Source organism: Rubrobacter marinus, from assembly GCF_011492965.1.
GTDB lineage: Bacteria > Actinomycetota > Rubrobacteria > Rubrobacterales > Rubrobacteraceae > Rubrobacter_F > Rubrobacter_F marinus.
On record NZ_CP045121.1, the window covers coordinates 1,257,802 to 1,274,106 of the forward strand.

Sequence of the window (16,305 nt, forward strand, 5' to 3'; positions counted from 1 at the left end):
TCGAGGGGCTCCGTTCCTGCGTCTCCCTAGCGGGGCCGTCCGCCGCTGCGCCCGGGGCGTCCTCGACCTCACCGAAGGCCATTGCTATGAGAATGCATAAGGAGATTCGAGCTTATTCATAGGTTCGTCCCTTAGGCTGTCCGGGCGAACGACGAGAACGATCAGGAGGCGAACGCGATGCAAAGAGATGGTGAGAGGGAGCTTCGGACGTCCCGCAAGCTGAGCCGGCGCCAGATGCTCGGCTTCACGGCGGCCGCGGCCGCGGCGACGCTCGCGGGATGCGGTCCGGTCCGGTCCGGCACGGTCTCGGCCGGCCAGGCCGGCACGACGGCCGCGGGAGGCGCCACCGCGGTGCCCTCGTGCCTCCTGACGCCCGAAGTGACGGAGGGCCCGTACTACCTGGACCTGACTCAGATCCGCAAGGACGTCACCGAAGGCAAGCCCGGGCTGCCCATGCGGCTGCGCACGACCGTGGTCGATACCGCCAACGACTGCCAGCCGCTGGAGAACGCCGCCGTGGACATCTGGCACTGCGACGCCGTCGGCGTCTACTCGGGCTTCACCCAGCAGAGCCTCGGCCAGGGTGGAGCCCCGGCGGGGCCGCCCCCGCCCCCTCCCGGCGGCCAGTACGGCACGCCCCCCGAGGCCGGTGGGCCGGAGGCAGGGAACATGGCCGCCGAGCCGACGGACGACGAGACCTTTCTGCGCGGCGTGCAGCTGACGAACGCCGACGGCATCGCCGAGTTCGACACGATCTACCCCGGCTGGTACGCCGGGCGCGCCCTCCACATCCACCTCAAGGTACACGTCGGCGGCAGAGCCTCCGGCGACACGTACGAGGGCGGTCACGTCTCTCACACCGGCCAGCTCTTCTTCCCCGAGGACGTCACGGCCCAGGTCGCCACCCTCGAGCCGTACAGCAGCCACGGCGAGGTGCCGATCGTCTCGCAGGCGGAGGACGGCATCTTCCAGGGGCCGGAGAGGGCTCCATCGTCGAGCTCACGCAGCTCGGCAGCTCCATCGAGGAGGGCTTCGCCGCCAACATCACCCTCGGCGTCGACCCCAACGCGACCCCGGACCCGGCCGGCATGGGCCCCGAGGGCGGCCCGCCCCCCGGCGGAGACCTCCCGAGCACCGGCGGCCCCGGAACCGGCGAGTAGCAGATCCCGCCCCGTGCGCGGGGCTCCCCTTCGAAGGGAGCCCCGCCCTCTCGCTCTCGGTGGCCGGGGCTCCTGTCCGAGCGCCGATCCCCCTCGGGTACGACGGCCGCTCGCGGGGTCGCAGCTTTTTCTGTGAGGACTCATAAGCCCGTGCAAGGCCCTTCATAGGTATGGAATCCATACTCGCGGAGGAGTGGGGGACCGCCCTCCGCTTCGCAACGAACGCGACTCCAGGAATAGGAAGGCGATCTTGACGCAACCGAATCGCAGAAGGGTGGAGGGGGAAGGTCCCTCCGGCAAGCCGAAGGCCCGTCGGGTCTCGCCCCGCAAGGAGCTGGCCGTGGTAACGCTCGGGATGGTCGCCGCGATCTCGGGCGTCGGCGGCCTCCTGGCGGCGAACCCCCCGTCCTGGGCGAACACCCCCGAGCCCGCCGCCGTGGCCGTTGAGCAGACGACGGTGCAGCAGGAGGCCGCGCGCGAAGCGGCGGCTCGCGCGGAGACCGCGCGCCAGGAGGCCGAGCAGGCGGTCGCGGGGCAGGAAGGGGCAGAGCAAGCGGCGGCGGAGCAGTACGCCGCCGAGCAGGCGGCGGCCCAAGCGGCCCAACAGGCGGCGGCCGAGCAGGCGGCGCTGGCGCAGCAGCAGGCCGCCTACTCCGCCCAGCCCCGGGGCAACGCCGCCGCGGTGAGCCAGGGCTCGTGAAGCTCTTGAAGCTCGTGGCGCGCTCCTGGGAGGACAGGATCATGGGCACGGACGCGCGTCTGGTGGTCGTGACCGACGATCCGGCGTCCGGGCACCGGGCGCTGGTGCGCGCCGCCGAGGACCTCCAGGCCACCGAGAAGGCCCTCTCCAGGTTCTGGGAGCACAGCGAGCTCTCGCGCCTCAACCGCTCCGGGACCGCGGTCTCCGGCGAGAGGTTGCTGATCGCCGTCCGTGAGGCGGCGAGGGCGTACCGGTGGTCCGGAGGGCTGCTGGATCCCCGCGTGATCCTCCCGCTCGAGAGGTTCGGCTACGGTCGCGGCGTCCCCGACGGGGACGTGGGCGAGGTCCGGCCGACCGGGCCCCTGCCCCCCGTCGATATGTCGGGCTGGGCGGAGGAGTCCGGCAGGATCTCGCTGCCCCCCGGGACGCGCCTGGACCTCGCGGGCGTCGGCAAGGCCCTGGGCGTGGGGTGGGCCGCGGCCCACCTTGCGGGGCACGCGGGCCTGCTCGTGGACGTGGGCGGCGACATCCTGGCCCTCGGCACGGACGAGAGGGGCGAGCCCTGGAACGTCACGGCCATGCACCGCGAGCCGGTCGGGCAGTTCTCCGGCACCTCCCTCGCCGTAGCCACCTCGACCACGCGCAAACGCGCGTGGACCGCCGGGGGCCGGGAGGCGCACCACCTCATCGACCCGCGCACGGGGGCGCCCGCGTTCGGGGAGCTCGCCTACGCGACCGTCGCCGCCCCGACGATCCTCGAAGCCGACCTGATCGCCAAGCTCCTAGTCATAGAGGGCAGACCCGCCTTCGAGCGCTTCGGGGGCGAGAGGGTCCGCGCCGTCGTCACCGACCGCGGGGGCAAGACGGAGGTGCTGCAAGCGTGAGCGGCTCGGTCCCGATCCTCGTCTCCATCGCCACGGCCGGCGTCGCCCTGGTCTGCGCCGTCCTCGCCGCCATGCAGGGGAGAGCTCGCCCCTCCCTTGCGTGGACGGCCTCGACCGCGGGCGTCCTCGCGCTCACCGCGACCTCGTTCGGCGGCTCGATAACCCCGCTCGACCTCGCCGCCGTGGCCGGCATCGTGCTCGTCGGCGGCGTGGCCGGCGCCGGATGGTCCCCCCGCGGCGGCACCGTGCTCCTCGCGCTCGGGCTGCTCGGCTTCGCGGTCATGCTCTACGCGCGCCTCGACGCCCTCACGGAGATCCTGGACGGGCGGGCCGCCCTGGACGGGCTCGCCTGGGGGGTGGCGCGCTCCTCGGGCTTCGTCGCCTTTCTCGCCGCGACCGGGGCGGTCGTGCTGGGCGCCCGCCGCCCCTCCGCGCTCCCCATCGGCGGCCTGCCCGCCCGCGTCTACGCCCTGCACCGAGCCCTCGGCATAGCCTCCGTCGCGGCGATGGCCGTCCACCTCGTCGCGCTCTGGACGGACGACTTCGTCGAGTTCACCCCGGAGCAGCTCCTCTTCCTGCCCTGGACCTCGGAATACGAGCCCTTCGCGGTCACCCTGGGCTGGCTCGCCATGATCTCGCTGGCCCTCACGGCGGCCAGCGGCGGCCTGAAGCGCCTCCTCCCCGGGTGGCGCGTCGTGCACGCCCTCGCCTACCTCACGTTCGCGCTCGGCCTCGTCCACGGCCTCCTCGCCGGCAGCGACTCCGGCTCCCCGTGGGCGCTCGGCCTCTACGCCACGACCCTGATCGCGGTGGCATGGACCCTGCTCCGCAGGTTCAAGAACCCGTCCGCAAGGCCCCGCGGGGGAGGCAAGGGCTGGGGCGCGAAGGGCCTCTCGCCGGCGCCGGGCGCCGCCACGAGGGTGCGGGCGAGCGCCCACGGGAGTCCACCCCGCGCCACGGGCTAACGCCCCTCGTCGCGGTGAGCCCACATAGCCGTGTCCACCTCGAAGGGGAGGCGGTGGGAGTTGCCGAGCCTGTCGGTCGCCTCGAACGCGAGCCGGACGTTGCCCTCGTAGCCCTCCCGCTTGAGCACCTCGGCCAGGCGGATCAGGCCGAAGCGGTACCCCACCCCGTCGCCGGGCACGATCTCCACGGGGAGCCTGTCCTCCCCGCCCGAGAAGAGCACGTTGGCCGTCTCCCCGGCGAGCTCGCGGTCGACGATCCCTCGCTCCGTGAGGTTCAGCACCCGCCGGCCTCCAGCCCGGACCCACCCGGACCGCAGCACGAGGTGGACGCCCTCGAGGTAGATCGTCCTCTGCCCCTCGTTGGACAGGGCGAAGCGGACCACGGGCTTGCCCTGAGGGTAACGAAGCCCGTGCTCCCTCAAAAAGTCCCCCAGCCGCAGGTAGAGGCCGGCCTGGGAGTCGTCGTGGATGCGCGCCGGTCGATCCTCGTCGGTCCCGGCCCCCTCTCCCGCCCGGTACTCGTAGCGGACCCTGATCCCGAGCCGCGGACGCCTGTCGCGCCTCTGGAGCCAGAGGTTGAGCAGCGAGAGGACGAGCGCCAGCAGCGACACCGCCGTCGTACCGACCTGGGCCACCGCCTCGCCGCTCATGCCTCTACCCGGCCCTCCCCCGCGACGGGCAACGCCTCGTCCCTCCGCACCCCGTGCGTACCGTCCCGTCGCCCGCGAACCGCGAGTTCCACCGCAGGGCCCGCCGGCCCTTCGGCAGCGCCCCTCCCCGACCCCAGGCAGGGGCGGCTGCGGGCGCGACGTTGGTCGAAGCCGGAGATCAAACGCTCACCCCGACGAGAACCCGTCCCGCAGGACGCCGCCCGAACACACCGATCCCCGACGCACGCGAGACCTCGCCCGTACGTCCCCCGGAGTCGAGATCTCGCATGGGCCGAGGGACCTCCCGCGGGTACTCCGCGACCGTCCTCTCCGGGGCGTTGGCCGGTAACAGGGGCTCCTCGAACCCCTCGGGCGCCGGCGGGTAGCGGCGCATCTTCGGGACACTCGCATCCTCCACGCGGCCCCTCCTCTCTTCGTCGCGGAGGGGCCGGCGCACGGAGTTCTTGCGCGGTCGAGCCGCGTCCCGCCCGGTATACTCGCGGGCAGGACGGGCGTTTCCATCCCCTGAAAACCCCCGAGGACCGCTTCCAGGTTGGCAGCCGGCCGGTCCGCGGGAGGCCCGGGGTGGGGGCGCTCCTCCTTTTCCTCCTGTGTCCGCCTCACTCTACATCCGCCGGATGGCTCTGGTCAAGCAATTGTTTGACTCAGGGGCGAGCAACCTGTAGAGTCTGCGACGAGAGGTTCTGGGGTGGACGAGGTCTTACATCCACGGAGGTTGAAGATACTGGAGGTCCTCGCCCGGGCGTCGCGGGAGGGCGGGGGCGTGCCGGCGGAGAGGGAGATCGGTCATGCCGTCGGCCTCAAGAGCAGCCAGACCGTCCACCATCACCTCCTGGCGCTCGAGAAGGACGGGTACGTCGAGCGGGGCGAGGCCCCGAGCCGCAAGCGCCGGCCCGTGCGGATCACGGCGAAGGGTTGGGAGGCGGTGGGGAAGGTGCCCCTGCTCGGCCGGATAGCGGCGGGTCGGGGCCTCGAAGCCGTACCGACCGAGGACGAGGCCTACTCCCTCCCCTCGGAGCTGCTCGTCACCGGCAACGGGAAGCGGCGCTACCTCCTGAGATCCGTCGGCGACAGCATGGTCGGGGCGAGGATAGAGGACGGCGACATGCTGCTCGTGGAGGAGGACGAGGAGCCGTCCGACGGGGACGTGGTCGTGGCCCTGCTGAGGGGCGGCGACGAGGTTACCGTCAAGAGGCTCTACCGGGAGGGGGAGACGGTGAGGCTCAAGCCGAGAAACGGAGACCACGAGGACATACTCGTACCGGCCGACGAGGTGCGCGTGCAGGGGCGTGTCGTGCTGGTGGTCCATCCCCCCCGCAAGTAGACCTTCCGTAGGTCGTCCGTACGGGGCCGCGAACCCGGTCGAGGTTCGGCTACAATCGCCGGGTCGTTCTGTGCCGGCGGTCGGCCCCGCGCGAGGGCCGGAATCTGGGGTTGTATTCGATGTACGCGACGTCCGGGCGAAAAACACGAACCGCTCGCGCCGCGGGGCGAACGGGCGGGCACCTGCTGGTGCTCCTCTTGTACGGCGTCCTGGCGGCGGTCTTCACGTACCCCCTGGTCCTGAACCTCGACCGGGTGAACGGGTCGGGGACCCGGCGGTGATGGTTTGGAGCATGGCCTGGATCTCCCACGCCCTGATCTCCGAGCCCGCGACGCTGTACGGCGCGAACATCCTCCATCCCACCCCGACGCCCTCGCCCACACCGACCTCCTGCTCACGAGCGCCCTCCTCGCCGCTCCCTTCTTCCTCCTCACCGGCAACGCCCTCCTGGGCTTCAACGTCGTCATGCTCCTCACCTACGTGCTCTCCGGCTACGCGACCTATCTGCTCGTCCGCAGGCTCCTCCCGGGCAGGCCGTACGCGGCGCAGGCCGCCCTCTTCGCGGGGGCGCTCTACGCCTTCTGCCCCTACAAGCTCGCCCACGTCTCGCAGCTCAACACCATGACCACGAACTGGCTGCCCCTGATCCTGCTGTTCATGCACCGCTACCTGGAGGACGGCCGCCGTCCCCGGGATCTCCTGCTTGTCGCGTTCTTCCTCTCCTTGAACGCCCTCTCGGGCCTCTATTACGGCGCGTTCGCGGCCCTGATGGCGGTGCTCTTCTTCGTCCTGTGGTCCCTGCTCAACCGCGAGACGCCGAAGGTGCGCGACCTCCTATATGGCGTCCCCGTCTTCGGCCTCGCCGCGGCCCTGCTGGCCGCCCTCCTCTGGCCCTACCTCGCCCGCAGCGCGCAGGCGGGCCACGCGTGGGACATCGCGAACGTGGCCTACTACTCCTTCGAGCCCGCGGCCCTCCTGACCTCCCCGCCGCAGAGCCTGCTCCTGGGCTGGACGCCGGAGGCCTTCGGCATCACCGCCGAGGAGGGCAAGCCGGCCTACGAGCTCATGCTCTACCCCGGCCTCGCGGCGTCCCTGCTCGCCGCGTACGCCCTGCTCCGGCGCTCCGTCTCCCGGACGGAGGCCCTCTACGCGGCGCTCGGCGTCGCCTTCTTCGTCCTCTCGTGGGGACCGCTGACGACCCTGGGCGGCTCCGTCGTCTCCCTGCCCTACCGGCTGCTCTACGAGTACGTCCCCGGCTTCGGCAGCCTCCGCGTCCCGGCGAGGATGTGGGCGATCGTGATGCTCTGCGTCGCGGTCCTCGCGGCCCTGGGCCTCCGGGAGATCCTGGAAAGGCTCGGGGGCCGCCGCGCGCCCGCCGTCCTCGCCGCCGTCTCCTTCGTCGCGGCCCTGGAGTTCGCCCCTGCCCTCCCGCTCGACCGCTACTTGGACCGTGGCCCCCCGGCCCCCGAGCCCGCCTACGCGTACCTCGCCGGGAGAGCCGGGGAGGACGCCGTGGTGGTCGAGGTGCCGTTCGCGTCGCCCGCGGATCCCTTCCGGGAGACGCCCCGGATGTACCGCTCCACCCACGGCTTCTGGCGCCTCGTGAACGGCTTCGCGAGCTACATGCCGGAGGAGTACTGGCAGAGGCGCAGCATCCTGAACTCCTTCCCGGACGCCAGAAGCCTCGACGAGATGCGCCGCCTCGGCGTCGACTACGTGATGGTCCACCCGGAGGAGTACGCCGAAGACGGCGCGGACGGCCGGGAGGTCATACGCCGGGCGGAGCGAGAACCCTCCCTCGAACGCGTCGCGGGCGGGGACGGGGAGGCGGTGCTCTACGAGGTTTCGGAGCCGGAGGGCGCGGCGGAACGTTTGGCGGCGCCCGGGGAGCAGGCGAGGAAGTGAAGGCCCCGATCCCTCGTAGGTAAAGGTGGTACCGGAGGTGGGACTCGAACCCACACGAGGTTGCCCTCAACGGATTTTGAGTCCGTCGCGTCTACCATTCCGCCACTCCGGCGCGGGGAAAGACGCCGATGATTGTACCATGGGCCATACCGGGGCCGTGCATTTGACTGTAAGATGCGGCGGCGCAATAATTTCGCTCCGATAGAAACTCTTCGCGATCCGGGTCGGCTCGTTGCGGCCGGTCGGGGCGATACGTCCGGTGGCCCTGGTGGCGGGCCCTTAGAAGGAGGCAGGGTGAAGGGGATACGTAAGGTAGGAATGCTTGCGGCGCTGGGGGTTGCTTCGGCCCTGACGGTCGCGGGCTGCGGGGGCGGCGGTGGCGGCGAGGGTCAGGGCGGCGCAGCCGAGGGCCCGACGGCGACCATCGTGAGCGACTTTCCGCTTCAGGGGGCGAACCGCGCCCAGACGGAGACCATGGTCAACGCCATACGGCTCGCGCTCGAGGAGCGGGACGGGATGGCCGGGGAAGTGACGGTCGAGTACGAGTCGCTCGACGACGCGACGGCGCAGGCCGGCCAGTGGGACGAGGCCAAGTGCGCCGAGAACGCGCAGAGCGTCGCGCAGCGCGACGAGGTGGTCGGTTGGATCGGCCCGTTCAACTCCGGTTGCGCGGCCGTGGAGATCCCGATCCTCAACGAGGCGGGGCTCGGAATGATCTCGCCGGCGAACACCGCCATCGGCCTGACGAAGCCCGGGGGTGAGCCCGGGGAGCCGGAGCGGTACTACCCGACGGGCGAGCGCAACTACACCCGCGTGATCATCGCCGACGACAAGCAGGGCGCGGCGGGCGCGACCCTCATGGACGAAGAAGGCTTCGAGTCCGTCTACATCCTCGACGACCGCGAGACCTACGGTCAGGGCCTCGCCGACCAGTTCGAGAGGACCGCGGAGGAGCTCGGCATCGAGGTCCTCGGGCGCGACGGCATCGACGGCTCCGCCTCCAACTACCGCTCGCTGATGGAGAGAATCGCGCAGGAGCAGCCCGACGCCATCTACTTCGGCGGCATCATCGAGAACAACGCCGGCCAGCTTCTGAAGGACAAGGTCGGGGCCGGGATGTCCAACGACGACGTCGCGTTCATCGGGCCGGACGGCATCTTCGTCGACGAGCTCCTCAACCAGGCGGGCGACGCCGCGGAGGGCATCTACGTCACCTTCGGCGGCCTGCCCGAGGAAGAGCTCTCCGACGAGGGGCAGGAGTTCGTCGAGAACTTCGAGGCCCAGTACAACGAGGACATCCAGCCCTACACCGCCTACGCCTACGAGGCCGCCAACGTCATGCTCGACGCCATCGAGCGGGCCTACGAGGCCGACGGCGACGTCACCCGCGAGGGGGTCCTGCGCGAGATCTTCGCGACGGAGGACTACGAGGGCGTGCTGGGCGAGTGGAGCTTCGACGAGGACGGCGACACGACCCTCACGGAGCTCTCCATCCAGAGGGTCGAGGACGGCCAGTTCACGCTGGACCGCACGCTCGACGTCTCCGACACGGTCGCCTCGGTAGAGTAGGCAGAGCAACCTAAGGACGAAGAGGGGGGGACCGGTGCAGATCGACGGCCGGTCCCCCTCTCCTGGAAGGGTATTCAGATGACTACCGGTGAAGCGACCAAGAATCGCTCGGGGGCCCTGCTAGAGGGCATCAGATCCTCGAGCTGGCAGTCGCGAGCGGCGGTGGCCGTGGTCGCGGTCCTGATTGTGCTGTTGCTCGTGCAGGGGGTGCGCGACCCGGGGCAGTTCACCTCGCAGCTCCTCATCGGGCTCACGAACGGGGCGATCATCGCCCTCATAGCCCTGGGCTACACGCTCGTCTACGGGATCGTGGAGCTCATCAACTTCGCCCACGGCGACAACTTCATGATCGGCTCGTTCGTCGGCCTGACCGTGCTCTCGGGCACGCTCTTCGGCCTCGGGCTCTTCTCGCCCATAAGCGGCGACTCGGGGGCCGCCCTCAAGATCGCCGGGGTGCTTATAGCCCTCGTCGTCGCGATGGCGGCGTGCGGCGCGATCAACGTCGGCATCGAGCGCATCGCCTACAAGCCCTTGAGGAACTCGCCGCGCCTGGCGGTCCTCATTACGGCGATAGGCATGTCGTTTATCTTGCAGAACCTCGGGCTCGTGTGGAAGGGCCCCGCCCAGGTCCCGTTCCCGGACCTCATCTCCAGCGCCAACGCGCTGCCCGGGGATACGATCGTGTTCCGCTGGAAGGACGTCTTCGTCATCGCCGTGACGGTACCGCTCCTCCTCGGGCTCTCGTACTTTATAAAGAACACCAAGCAGGGCAAGGCGATGCGGGCCGTCGCGCAAGACAAGGAGGCCGCGGCGATGGTCGGGATCAACGTGAACCGCACGATCTCCATCACCTTCCTCCTCGGCGGCATCCTGGCCGGGGCCTCCGGCGTGATGTACGGCCTCTTCAACGGGATCACGGTCTTCAACGTCGGCTTCACCCAGGGGCTCTACGCCTTCACGGCGGCGGTCCTCGGCGGCATCGGCAACCTGAGCGGGGCCGTCGTCGGCGGGCTCCTCATCGGGGTCATCGGCTCGATGGCCGACCAGTACATCGGGGTGAGGTGGACGGCGATCGTGATCTTCGCGGTCCTGGTCCTCGTCCTGGTCTTCCGGCCTACCGGCCTCCTCGGCGATCGCTCCGCGACGCAGGGCGGCGGGAGCGATCGCGCATGAGCGCCGCCAACGCCACCGGTAGGGGTGCTTCGCCGCTGAAGAGGTTCGGGCTCCCGGCGCTCCTCATAGCGCTGGCCCTCCTGTTCCCGTTCCTCGACGACGGCCTCGGGCTGGGGCTGATGTTCCCGGTCATCGTGATCGCGGTCTACGTCATGCTCGCGCTCGGCCTGAACATCGTGATCGGCTTCGCCGGTCTTCTGGACCTCGGGTTCGTGGCGTTCTACGCCCTCGGGGCCTACGTCGTCGGCTGGTTCGCCTCGGGCCACTTCAACCAGGTCAGCATCTCCTTCCTCTCCACGGCCAGGAGCATCAGCGGGGGCTCCCCGGCGGGGATACACATCTCGTTCTGGATCCTCCTGATCGTCGCGGGGGCGTTCACGGCGCTGTGCGGCATCATCATCGGCGCCCCGACGCTGAGGCTGAGGGGGGACTACCTCGCGATCGTCACGCTGGGGTTCGGCGAGATCATCCCGCGCTTCTTCCAGAACGGGGACAACCTCGGCGGCTTCAACCTCACGAACGGGACCATCGGCATCAAGTCCATCGACTCGCCCGGCATCTCGATCCTGCCGGACTCGCTGAGCACGTGGCAGCGGTTCGGGACGCTGGACCTGAACCCGTGGTACTACACGATCCTCCTGCTCGTCCTGATCACGGTCTACGTCAACATCCGTCTGAGGGACTCCCGGCTCGGCCGGGCGTGGGTCTCCGTGCGCGAGGACGAGACGGCCGCGGCCGCCATGGGCATCAACCCGGTCACGACGAAGCTCTGGGCGTACGCCCTCGGGGCGATGTTCGGCGGGGTGGCGGGGGCTTTCTACGGGGCGTTCATCAAGAGCATCTTCCCGACGAGCTTCTCGTTCAACATCTCGATCCTCGTCCTTTGCATGGTGATCCTGGGCGGCATGGGGAACATCTACGGCGTGATCCTGGGCGCCATCGCGCTCCAGGGCATCAACTTCTACCTCCTGCCCCAGATCAACGACTGGGTCCACGCCATCGGCGAGTCCCTCGGGAGCCCGCTCCTCGCGGGCGCCGACATCCCGAAGTACAACTTCTTTATCTTCGGCATCATCCTCGTCCTGATGATGCTGTTGAGACCCGAGGGGATCATCCCGAACCGCCAGCGCCAGGAGGAGCTGCACGACGACAGCGACGCGGGCGGCGACGCGTTGGGAGGTACGGTCCGTGCCTGAAGAGAACGGCGGTAGCGTGGCGAACGTCCTCGAGGCGCGCGGCATCACGAAGGCGTTCGGCGGCCTCCTGGCGGTCAACGCCGTCGACTTCGACATCCCGGAGCGCGCGATCGTGAGCCTCATCGGCCCGAACGGGGCGGGCAAGACGACGTTCTTCAACATGGTCAGCGGCCTCTACACGCCGACCCGGGGGCGCTTCGTCCTCACGGGCCGCGACATAACGAAGATGAAGCCGCACCAGCGCGCCCAGATGGGCCTCGGGCGCACCTTCCAGAACATCCGGCTCTTCGGCACCATGAGCGCGGTGGACAACGTGCTCGCCGGGATGCACGTCCGGCTCAAGGGCAGCATCCTTGGCGCCGTCCTCAAGATGCCCGGCGTGAGGCGGGAGGAGAAGGAGGCCCGCGAGAAGGCCCACGCCCTCCTCGACTTCGTCGGCTTGAGAGGACGGGAGACCTTCGCCAAGAACCTCCCCTACGGCGACCAGCGCAGGCTGGAGATAGCCCGGGCGCTCGCCTCCGACCCGAAGCTCCTCCTCCTCGACGAGCCGACGGCGGGGATGAACCCGCAGGAGACCGCGCGCCTCACGGAGCTGATCGGGCGCCTGAGGCAGGAGCGGGGGCTCTCCGTGCTGCTCATCGAGCACGAGATGCGGGTCGTGATGAGCATCTCGGACCGGGTGACGGTCCTCGACCACGGCGAGAAGATCTCCGAAGGGACCCCGACCGAGGTACGCCAGGACGAGCGGGTCATCGAGGCCTACCTCGGCACGGCTAGAACGGGTTAAGGCATGCCGCTACTCGAAGTAGAGAACATCCACAGCTTCTACGGCCACATCCAGGCCCTCCGGGGCGTCTCCCTCGTGGTGGAGGAGGGCGAGGTCGTCACCCTCATCGGCTCCAACGGGGCCGGCAAGACGACGACGCTTAGGAGCATCCACGGCGTCCTGCCGCCCAAGGAGGGCAAGGTCATCTTCGACGGCGAGGAGATACAGGGGACGCCGGCTCACGACATGATCTCCCGCGGGATCGCCCAGAGCCCGGAGGGGCGCAAGATCTTCTCGCGCATGACCGTCCGCGAGAACCTGGAGATGGGCGCCTACCACCGCACGGACGACATCCGCGAGGACATGGAGCGCGTCTTCGACCTCTTCCCGCGCCTGAAAGAGCGCATAAAGCAGGAGGCCGGAACGATGTCCGGCGGCGAGCAGCAGATGCTCGCCATCGGCCGCGCCCTCATGAGCCGCCCGAAGCTCCTCCTCCTCGACGAGCCCTCGATGGGCCTGGCGCCCGTGCTCGTCGAGCGGATCTTCCAGATTATCCGGGAGATAAACGAGCAGGGGACGACGATCCTGCTCGTCGAGCAGAACGCGAACGTGGCCCTGGAGATCGCGACGCGCGGCTACGTCCTGGAGACCGGCACGGTCGTCAACTCCGCCCCGGCGGAGAAGCTCCGCCAGGACCCGAAGGTCCGGGAGGCTTACCTCGGGGAGATCTAGGCGTCGAGCCCCCGCGGTTCTCAAAGCGGCCCGTCCGCGCTATCATCGTGCAAGCACGATGCGGAGACGCTCCGCGGCGAGGGGAGGTGTAGACGGATGCCGCTTTTCAAACGCAGCACGCTGGCCGACCAGATGGCGGCCGAGATCCAGCGCGAGGCCGAGGTCTACAAGGCGCGCTGCAACGAGCTGCACGAGGAGTTCCGCGAGAGGCTCCGGCGTCGGGACGAGACGAAGGCCGAGCTCGCGGGGTTCGACGCCGAGCTGAGCAGGCTCCAGGGCCGCGGCGTCTCCCTGCTGGGCCAGCTTAACGCCGCGACGCGCGGCGGGGACGACGAGAGGCTCAGGGAGATGGAGAAGAGCTACGGGAGAAACTCCCGCGAGCTCGACCGGGTCGGGCGCCGCCGCGAGAAGGCCGCCCGCCGCTTCGCCGCCGCCGACCTCGACGAGGAGGAGACGGCCCGCGAGCTCGCCCGCGTCGCCTCCGACCTCCTGGACGAGCACGCCGCCCGCACCCGCGAGCTCAAGGGGCGCCTCATAGAGCTCCTCGACGCCCTCGACGTGCAGAAGGGCGAGGTGAACCGGGCCGCCGCCCCGCTCATCGAAGAGCACGACCTCCGCCGCTCGCCGGGAGACGCGAACAGGGGGTAGGATCGTCCGGCGGCGGGCGTGTTTTCGGGCACGGTAGCCCGGCGAGACTCGGGTATACTACGGAAGAATGCGCGTCTACCTTATCGACGGTTTCTCTCTGCTCTACAGGGCGTTCTACGCCTTGCCGCAGAGCATATCCACTTCTTCCGGGTTGCCGACGAACGCCCTCTACGGCTTCACGAGCATGATCCTGAAGATCCTGGGCGAAGACGAGAACGCCGGCATCGGCGTCGTTTGGGACAGCGGCAAGCCCCAGTTCCGGCTGGAGGTATACCCGGAGTACAAGGCCCAGCGCTCCTCGATGCCCGAGGAGCTCAAGGTCCAGCTTACCCACCTCGACGAGATCCTCGCGGCGATGAACATCCCGGCGGTCCGGGCCGAGGGCTTCGAGGCCGACGACGTCCTCGCCACCCTCTCCAGGCGCGTCCCCGACGAGGTCGAGAAGCTCCTCATAGTGACCGGCGACCAGGACGCCATGCAGCTCGTCGACGGCAAGGTCAAGGTCCTGCGCACGACCCGCGGCGTCTCCGAGACGAAGGAGTACGGCAGCGACGAGGTCGTCGAGGAATACGGGGTGAGGCCGGAGCAGATCCCGGACTACAAGGCCCTCGTCGGCGACTCCTCGGACAACATCCCCGGCGTGAGGGGCATCGGGCCGAAGGGGGCCGCGAACCTCCTCCAACAGTTCGGCACGGTCGAGAACCTCTACGAGAACCTCGACTCCGTGAAGGCGAAGGGGACGCGCGCCAAGCTCGAGGATGGGCGCGACCTCGCGTTCGTCTCGCTCTCCCTGGCCCGGATGCGCTTCGACGCGCCGGCCGAGTTCGACGCCGAGGCCCTGCGCTTCGAGGGTATAAAGCCCGAGGTCCGCGACGTCTTCCGGCGCTACGAGTTCCGGAGCCTGGAGCCCCGCCTCAACGGCCTACCCGTGGCCGGCGGCGAGGAGCTGCCCCCCACCGAGAGGCTCGAGGTCCGCGTCACCGAGGGGCCGGCGGAGCTCTCCTTCGAGCCGGCCGCGGCGGCGCCCGTCGGGGACGGGCGATGGTGCGTGGCCGTGGAGGACGATGAGGTACGCCTCGTGGACGGGCTCCCCGACGGCACGCTGCGCGTCCACGACGCGAAGGGGCTCGGGGTCAGGGGCGCGGCCTTCGACACCTACCTCGCCGGCTACCTCGTCAAGCCCGGCCTGGGGAGCTACGACCTGGACTCCCTCGCCGGACCCCGGGGCCTCGCGGAGGTGGACGTCGAGCACGAGGATCTCGGGGTGCGCGAGGCGGCCCGGAAGGCGGCGCAGATACGCGCCCTCTCGCCGAAGCTCGACGAGGAGCTCAGGGAGATGGGCCTCTCGCAGCTCTACTACGACGTGGAGCTCCCGCTCGCGGACGTCCTCGGGGAGATGGAGGAGATCGGGATGCCCGTCGACGTCTCGACCCTCGAGGAGGTCGGGGAGGAGATAGAGGGCAGGATCGAGGAGCTCCAGGCCAAGATCTACGAGGAGGTCGGCCACCCGTTCAACATCGGCTCGCCGAAGCAGCTCGGGGAGGTCCTCTTCGAGGAGATGAGCATCCCCCCGACCCGCAAGACGAAGACCGGCTACTCGACCGACGCCAAGGTCCTGCAGCAGCTTGCGAACCAGGGCTTCACCATCGCGGAGAAGATAGTCACCTACCGCGAGCTGGCGAAGCTCAAGGGCACGTACATCGACGGTCTCGTCGGTCTCATCCGCGAAGACGGCCGCATCCACACGCGCCTGAACCAGACCACGACGGCGACCGGGCGCATCTCCAGCGACTCGCCGAACCTCCAGAACATCCCCATTCGGACGGAGCTCGGCGCGCGCATCCGGGACGCGTTCACGTCCTCTCCCGGGCGCAGGCTCGTCGTCGCGGACTACTCGCAGATCGAGCTCAGGATCCTCGCGCACATGACCGGGGAGCCGGCGCTCGTCCAGTCGTTCACCACGGGCGAGGACGTCCACACCCGCACGGCCTCCGAGGTCTTCGACGTGCGCCTCGAGAGCGTGACGCCGGAGCTGAGGCGCCGGGCTAAGATGGTCAACTTCGGGATTCTCTACGGGATCTCGGGCTTCGGGCTCGCCTCGCGGCTCGGGAACGTCCACCCGGCCGAGGCCGAGCGGTACATCAAGCGCTACCTCGAGCGCTACCCGAGGGTCACGGAGCTTATGGAGGGCACGATCGCCGAGGCCGAGGAGACGGGTTACTCGACGACGCTCTTCGGCCGGAGGCGTTACGTGCCCGAGCTCAAGAACCCCAACAAGAACGTCCGCAAGCTCGGCGAGAGGGTGGCTTTCAACGCGCGGGTTCAGGGGACGGCGGCGGACATCATCAAGGTCGCGATGATCGACCTGCAGCCGAGGCTCCGCTCCCTGGGCGCGGACATGCTCATGCAGGTCCACGACGAGCTCGTCTTCGACGTGGAGGAGGAGACCGTCGACGAGGTTGCGGCCCTGGCGGCCGAGAGGATGGTCGCGGCGTACGACCTGCACCCGCCGCTCGAGGTAGAGGTGAAGGTGGGGGATCGCTGGGGGAGGGTCGAGCCTTGGGCCGTGAGGTGAGCGCGGTGTAAGTTCCGGTCGCCGCGGGGGATTGTCA

General features: G+C 69.6%; 15 protein-coding genes and 1 tRNA gene. 13 read left to right on the plus strand and 3 right to left on the minus strand.

Going from position 1 to position 16,305, the window contains the following annotated elements; genetic code table 11:
• Window positions 1–177: 177 nt before the first annotated feature.
• From GBA65_RS22880 to GBA65_RS06550, 4 genes are all read left to right on the plus strand, one after another.
• Window positions 178–1,296, plus strand: coding sequence for an intradiol ring-cleavage dioxygenase (locus GBA65_RS22880; protein WP_207956203.1), 1,119 nt, complete (start codon window positions 178–180; stop codon window positions 1,294–1,296).
• A 114-nt stretch (window positions 1,297–1,410) separates the two neighbouring features.
• On the plus strand, window positions 1,411–1,860 hold the full coding sequence (locus GBA65_RS06540; protein ID WP_166395878.1) for a hypothetical protein: 450 nt from the start codon (window positions 1,411–1,413) through the stop codon (window positions 1,858–1,860).
• The gene (locus tag GBA65_RS06545) at window positions 1,857–2,744 is read left to right on the plus strand and encodes an FAD:protein FMN transferase (protein ID WP_166395879.1); all 888 of its coding nucleotides are present in this window, start codon (window positions 1,857–1,859) and stop codon (window positions 2,742–2,744) included. Before GBA65_RS06540 ends, GBA65_RS06545 begins: the two co-directional genes overlap by 4 nt.
• The gene (locus GBA65_RS06550) at window positions 2,741–3,709 is read left to right on the plus strand and encodes a ferric reductase-like transmembrane domain-containing protein (protein ID WP_166395880.1); all 969 of its coding nucleotides are present in this window, start codon (window positions 2,741–2,743) and stop codon (window positions 3,707–3,709) included. Before GBA65_RS06545 ends, GBA65_RS06550 begins: the two co-directional genes overlap by 4 nt.
• Here the strand turns inward: GBA65_RS06550 and GBA65_RS06555 are convergent.
• Together GBA65_RS06555 and GBA65_RS06560 are read right to left on the minus strand one after the other, a co-directional pair.
• Window positions 3,706–4,359, minus strand: a complete 654-nt coding sequence (locus GBA65_RS06555; RefSeq protein ID WP_166395881.1) for a hypothetical protein — start codon at window positions 4,357–4,359, stop codon at window positions 3,706–3,708. The genes GBA65_RS06550 and GBA65_RS06555 overlap by 4 nt on opposite strands.
• A 178-nt stretch (window positions 4,360–4,537) precedes the next feature.
• Window positions 4,538–4,777: a hypothetical protein gene (locus GBA65_RS06560; RefSeq protein ID WP_166395882.1), complete on the minus strand. Its 240-nt coding sequence runs from the start codon at window positions 4,775–4,777 to the stop codon at window positions 4,538–4,540.
• Window positions 4,778–5,095: 318 nt separating this feature from the next.
• Here GBA65_RS06560 and lexA point away from each other — a divergent pair, with 318 nt between their 5' ends.
• Both lexA and GBA65_RS06570 read left to right on the plus strand, forming a co-directional pair.
• Complete coding sequence (gene lexA / locus GBA65_RS06565) at window positions 5,096–5,704, plus strand: transcriptional repressor LexA (RefSeq protein WP_166395883.1); 609 nt, start codon at window positions 5,096–5,098, stop codon at window positions 5,702–5,704.
• A 285-nt stretch (window positions 5,705–5,989) separates the two neighbouring features.
• Window positions 5,990–7,609, plus strand: a complete 1,620-nt coding sequence (locus GBA65_RS06570; RefSeq protein WP_166395884.1) for a glycosyltransferase family 39 protein — start codon at window positions 5,990–5,992, stop codon at window positions 7,607–7,609.
• A 26-nt stretch (window positions 7,610–7,635) separates the two neighbouring features.
• On the opposite strand, the gene GBA65_RS06575 is transcribed toward GBA65_RS06570, so the two are convergent.
• A tRNA-Leu gene (locus tag GBA65_RS06575) sits at window positions 7,636–7,721 on the minus strand.
• A 182-nt stretch (window positions 7,722–7,903) separates the two neighbouring features.
• Here GBA65_RS06575 and GBA65_RS06580 point away from each other — a divergent pair.
• The 7 genes from GBA65_RS06580 to GBA65_RS06610 all read left to right on the plus strand — a co-directional run bounded on the left by GBA65_RS06580 (window position 7,904) and on the right by GBA65_RS06610 (window position 16,268).
• Window positions 7,904–9,178, plus strand: a complete 1,275-nt coding sequence (locus GBA65_RS06580; RefSeq protein ID WP_166395885.1) for a branched-chain amino acid ABC transporter substrate-binding protein — start codon at window positions 7,904–7,906, stop codon at window positions 9,176–9,178.
• Between the two features lie 78 nt (window positions 9,179–9,256).
• On the plus strand, window positions 9,257–10,351 hold the full coding sequence (locus tag GBA65_RS06585) for a branched-chain amino acid ABC transporter permease (protein WP_166395886.1): 1,095 nt from the start codon (window positions 9,257–9,259) through the stop codon (window positions 10,349–10,351).
• Window positions 10,348–11,547 carry a branched-chain amino acid ABC transporter permease gene (locus tag GBA65_RS06590; RefSeq protein ID WP_166395887.1) on the plus strand — a complete coding sequence of 400 codons (1,200 nt, stop codon included), beginning with the start codon at window positions 10,348–10,350 and terminating at the stop codon, window positions 11,545–11,547. The genes GBA65_RS06585 and GBA65_RS06590 overlap by 4 nt, the downstream gene beginning before the upstream one ends.
• Window positions 11,540–12,334, plus strand: a complete 795-nt coding sequence (locus GBA65_RS06595; RefSeq protein ID WP_228281716.1) for an ABC transporter ATP-binding protein — start codon at window positions 11,540–11,542, stop codon at window positions 12,332–12,334. Before GBA65_RS06590 ends, GBA65_RS06595 begins: the two co-directional genes overlap by 8 nt.
• A 3-nt stretch (window positions 12,335–12,337) precedes the next feature.
• Window positions 12,338–13,045, plus strand: a complete 708-nt coding sequence (locus GBA65_RS06600) for an ABC transporter ATP-binding protein (RefSeq protein WP_166395888.1) — start codon at window positions 12,338–12,340, stop codon at window positions 13,043–13,045.
• 96 nt (window positions 13,046–13,141) lie between these two features.
• Entirely contained in the window at window positions 13,142–13,693 is a 552-nt protein-coding gene (locus GBA65_RS06605; RefSeq protein WP_166395889.1) for a hypothetical protein, read from the plus strand.
• Between the two features lie 67 nt (window positions 13,694–13,760).
• Window positions 13,761–16,268 carry a DNA polymerase I gene (locus GBA65_RS06610; protein ID WP_166395890.1) on the plus strand — a complete coding sequence of 836 codons (2,508 nt, stop codon included), beginning with the start codon at window positions 13,761–13,763 and terminating at the stop codon, window positions 16,266–16,268.
• The last annotated feature ends 37 nt before the right edge of the window (window positions 16,269–16,305 follow it).

Excerpts from the sequence above, each read along its gene's own strand:
- GBA65_RS06590 (WP_166395887.1), top strand. The coding sequence starts at position 10,348 with ATGAGCGCCGCCAACGCCACCGGTAGGGGTGCTTCGCCGCTGAAGAGG.
- GBA65_RS06600 (WP_166395888.1), top strand. The coding sequence starts at position 12,338 with ATGCCGCTACTCGAAGTAGAGAACATCCACAGCTTCTACGGCCACATC.
- GBA65_RS06610 (WP_166395890.1), top strand. The coding sequence starts at position 13,761 with ATGCGCGTCTACCTTATCGACGGTTTCTCTCTGCTCTACAGGGCGTTC.
- GBA65_RS06555 (WP_166395881.1), bottom strand. The coding sequence starts at position 4,359 with ATGAGCGGCGAGGCGGTGGCCCAGGTCGGTACGACGGCGGTGTCGCTG.
- GBA65_RS06605 (WP_166395889.1), top strand. The coding sequence starts at position 13,142 with ATGCCGCTTTTCAAACGCAGCACGCTGGCCGACCAGATGGCGGCCGAG.
- GBA65_RS06585 (WP_166395886.1), top strand. The coding sequence starts at position 9,257 with ATGACTACCGGTGAAGCGACCAAGAATCGCTCGGGGGCCCTGCTAGAG.
- GBA65_RS22880 (WP_207956203.1), top strand. The coding sequence starts at position 178 with ATGCAAAGAGATGGTGAGAGGGAGCTTCGGACGTCCCGCAAGCTGAGC.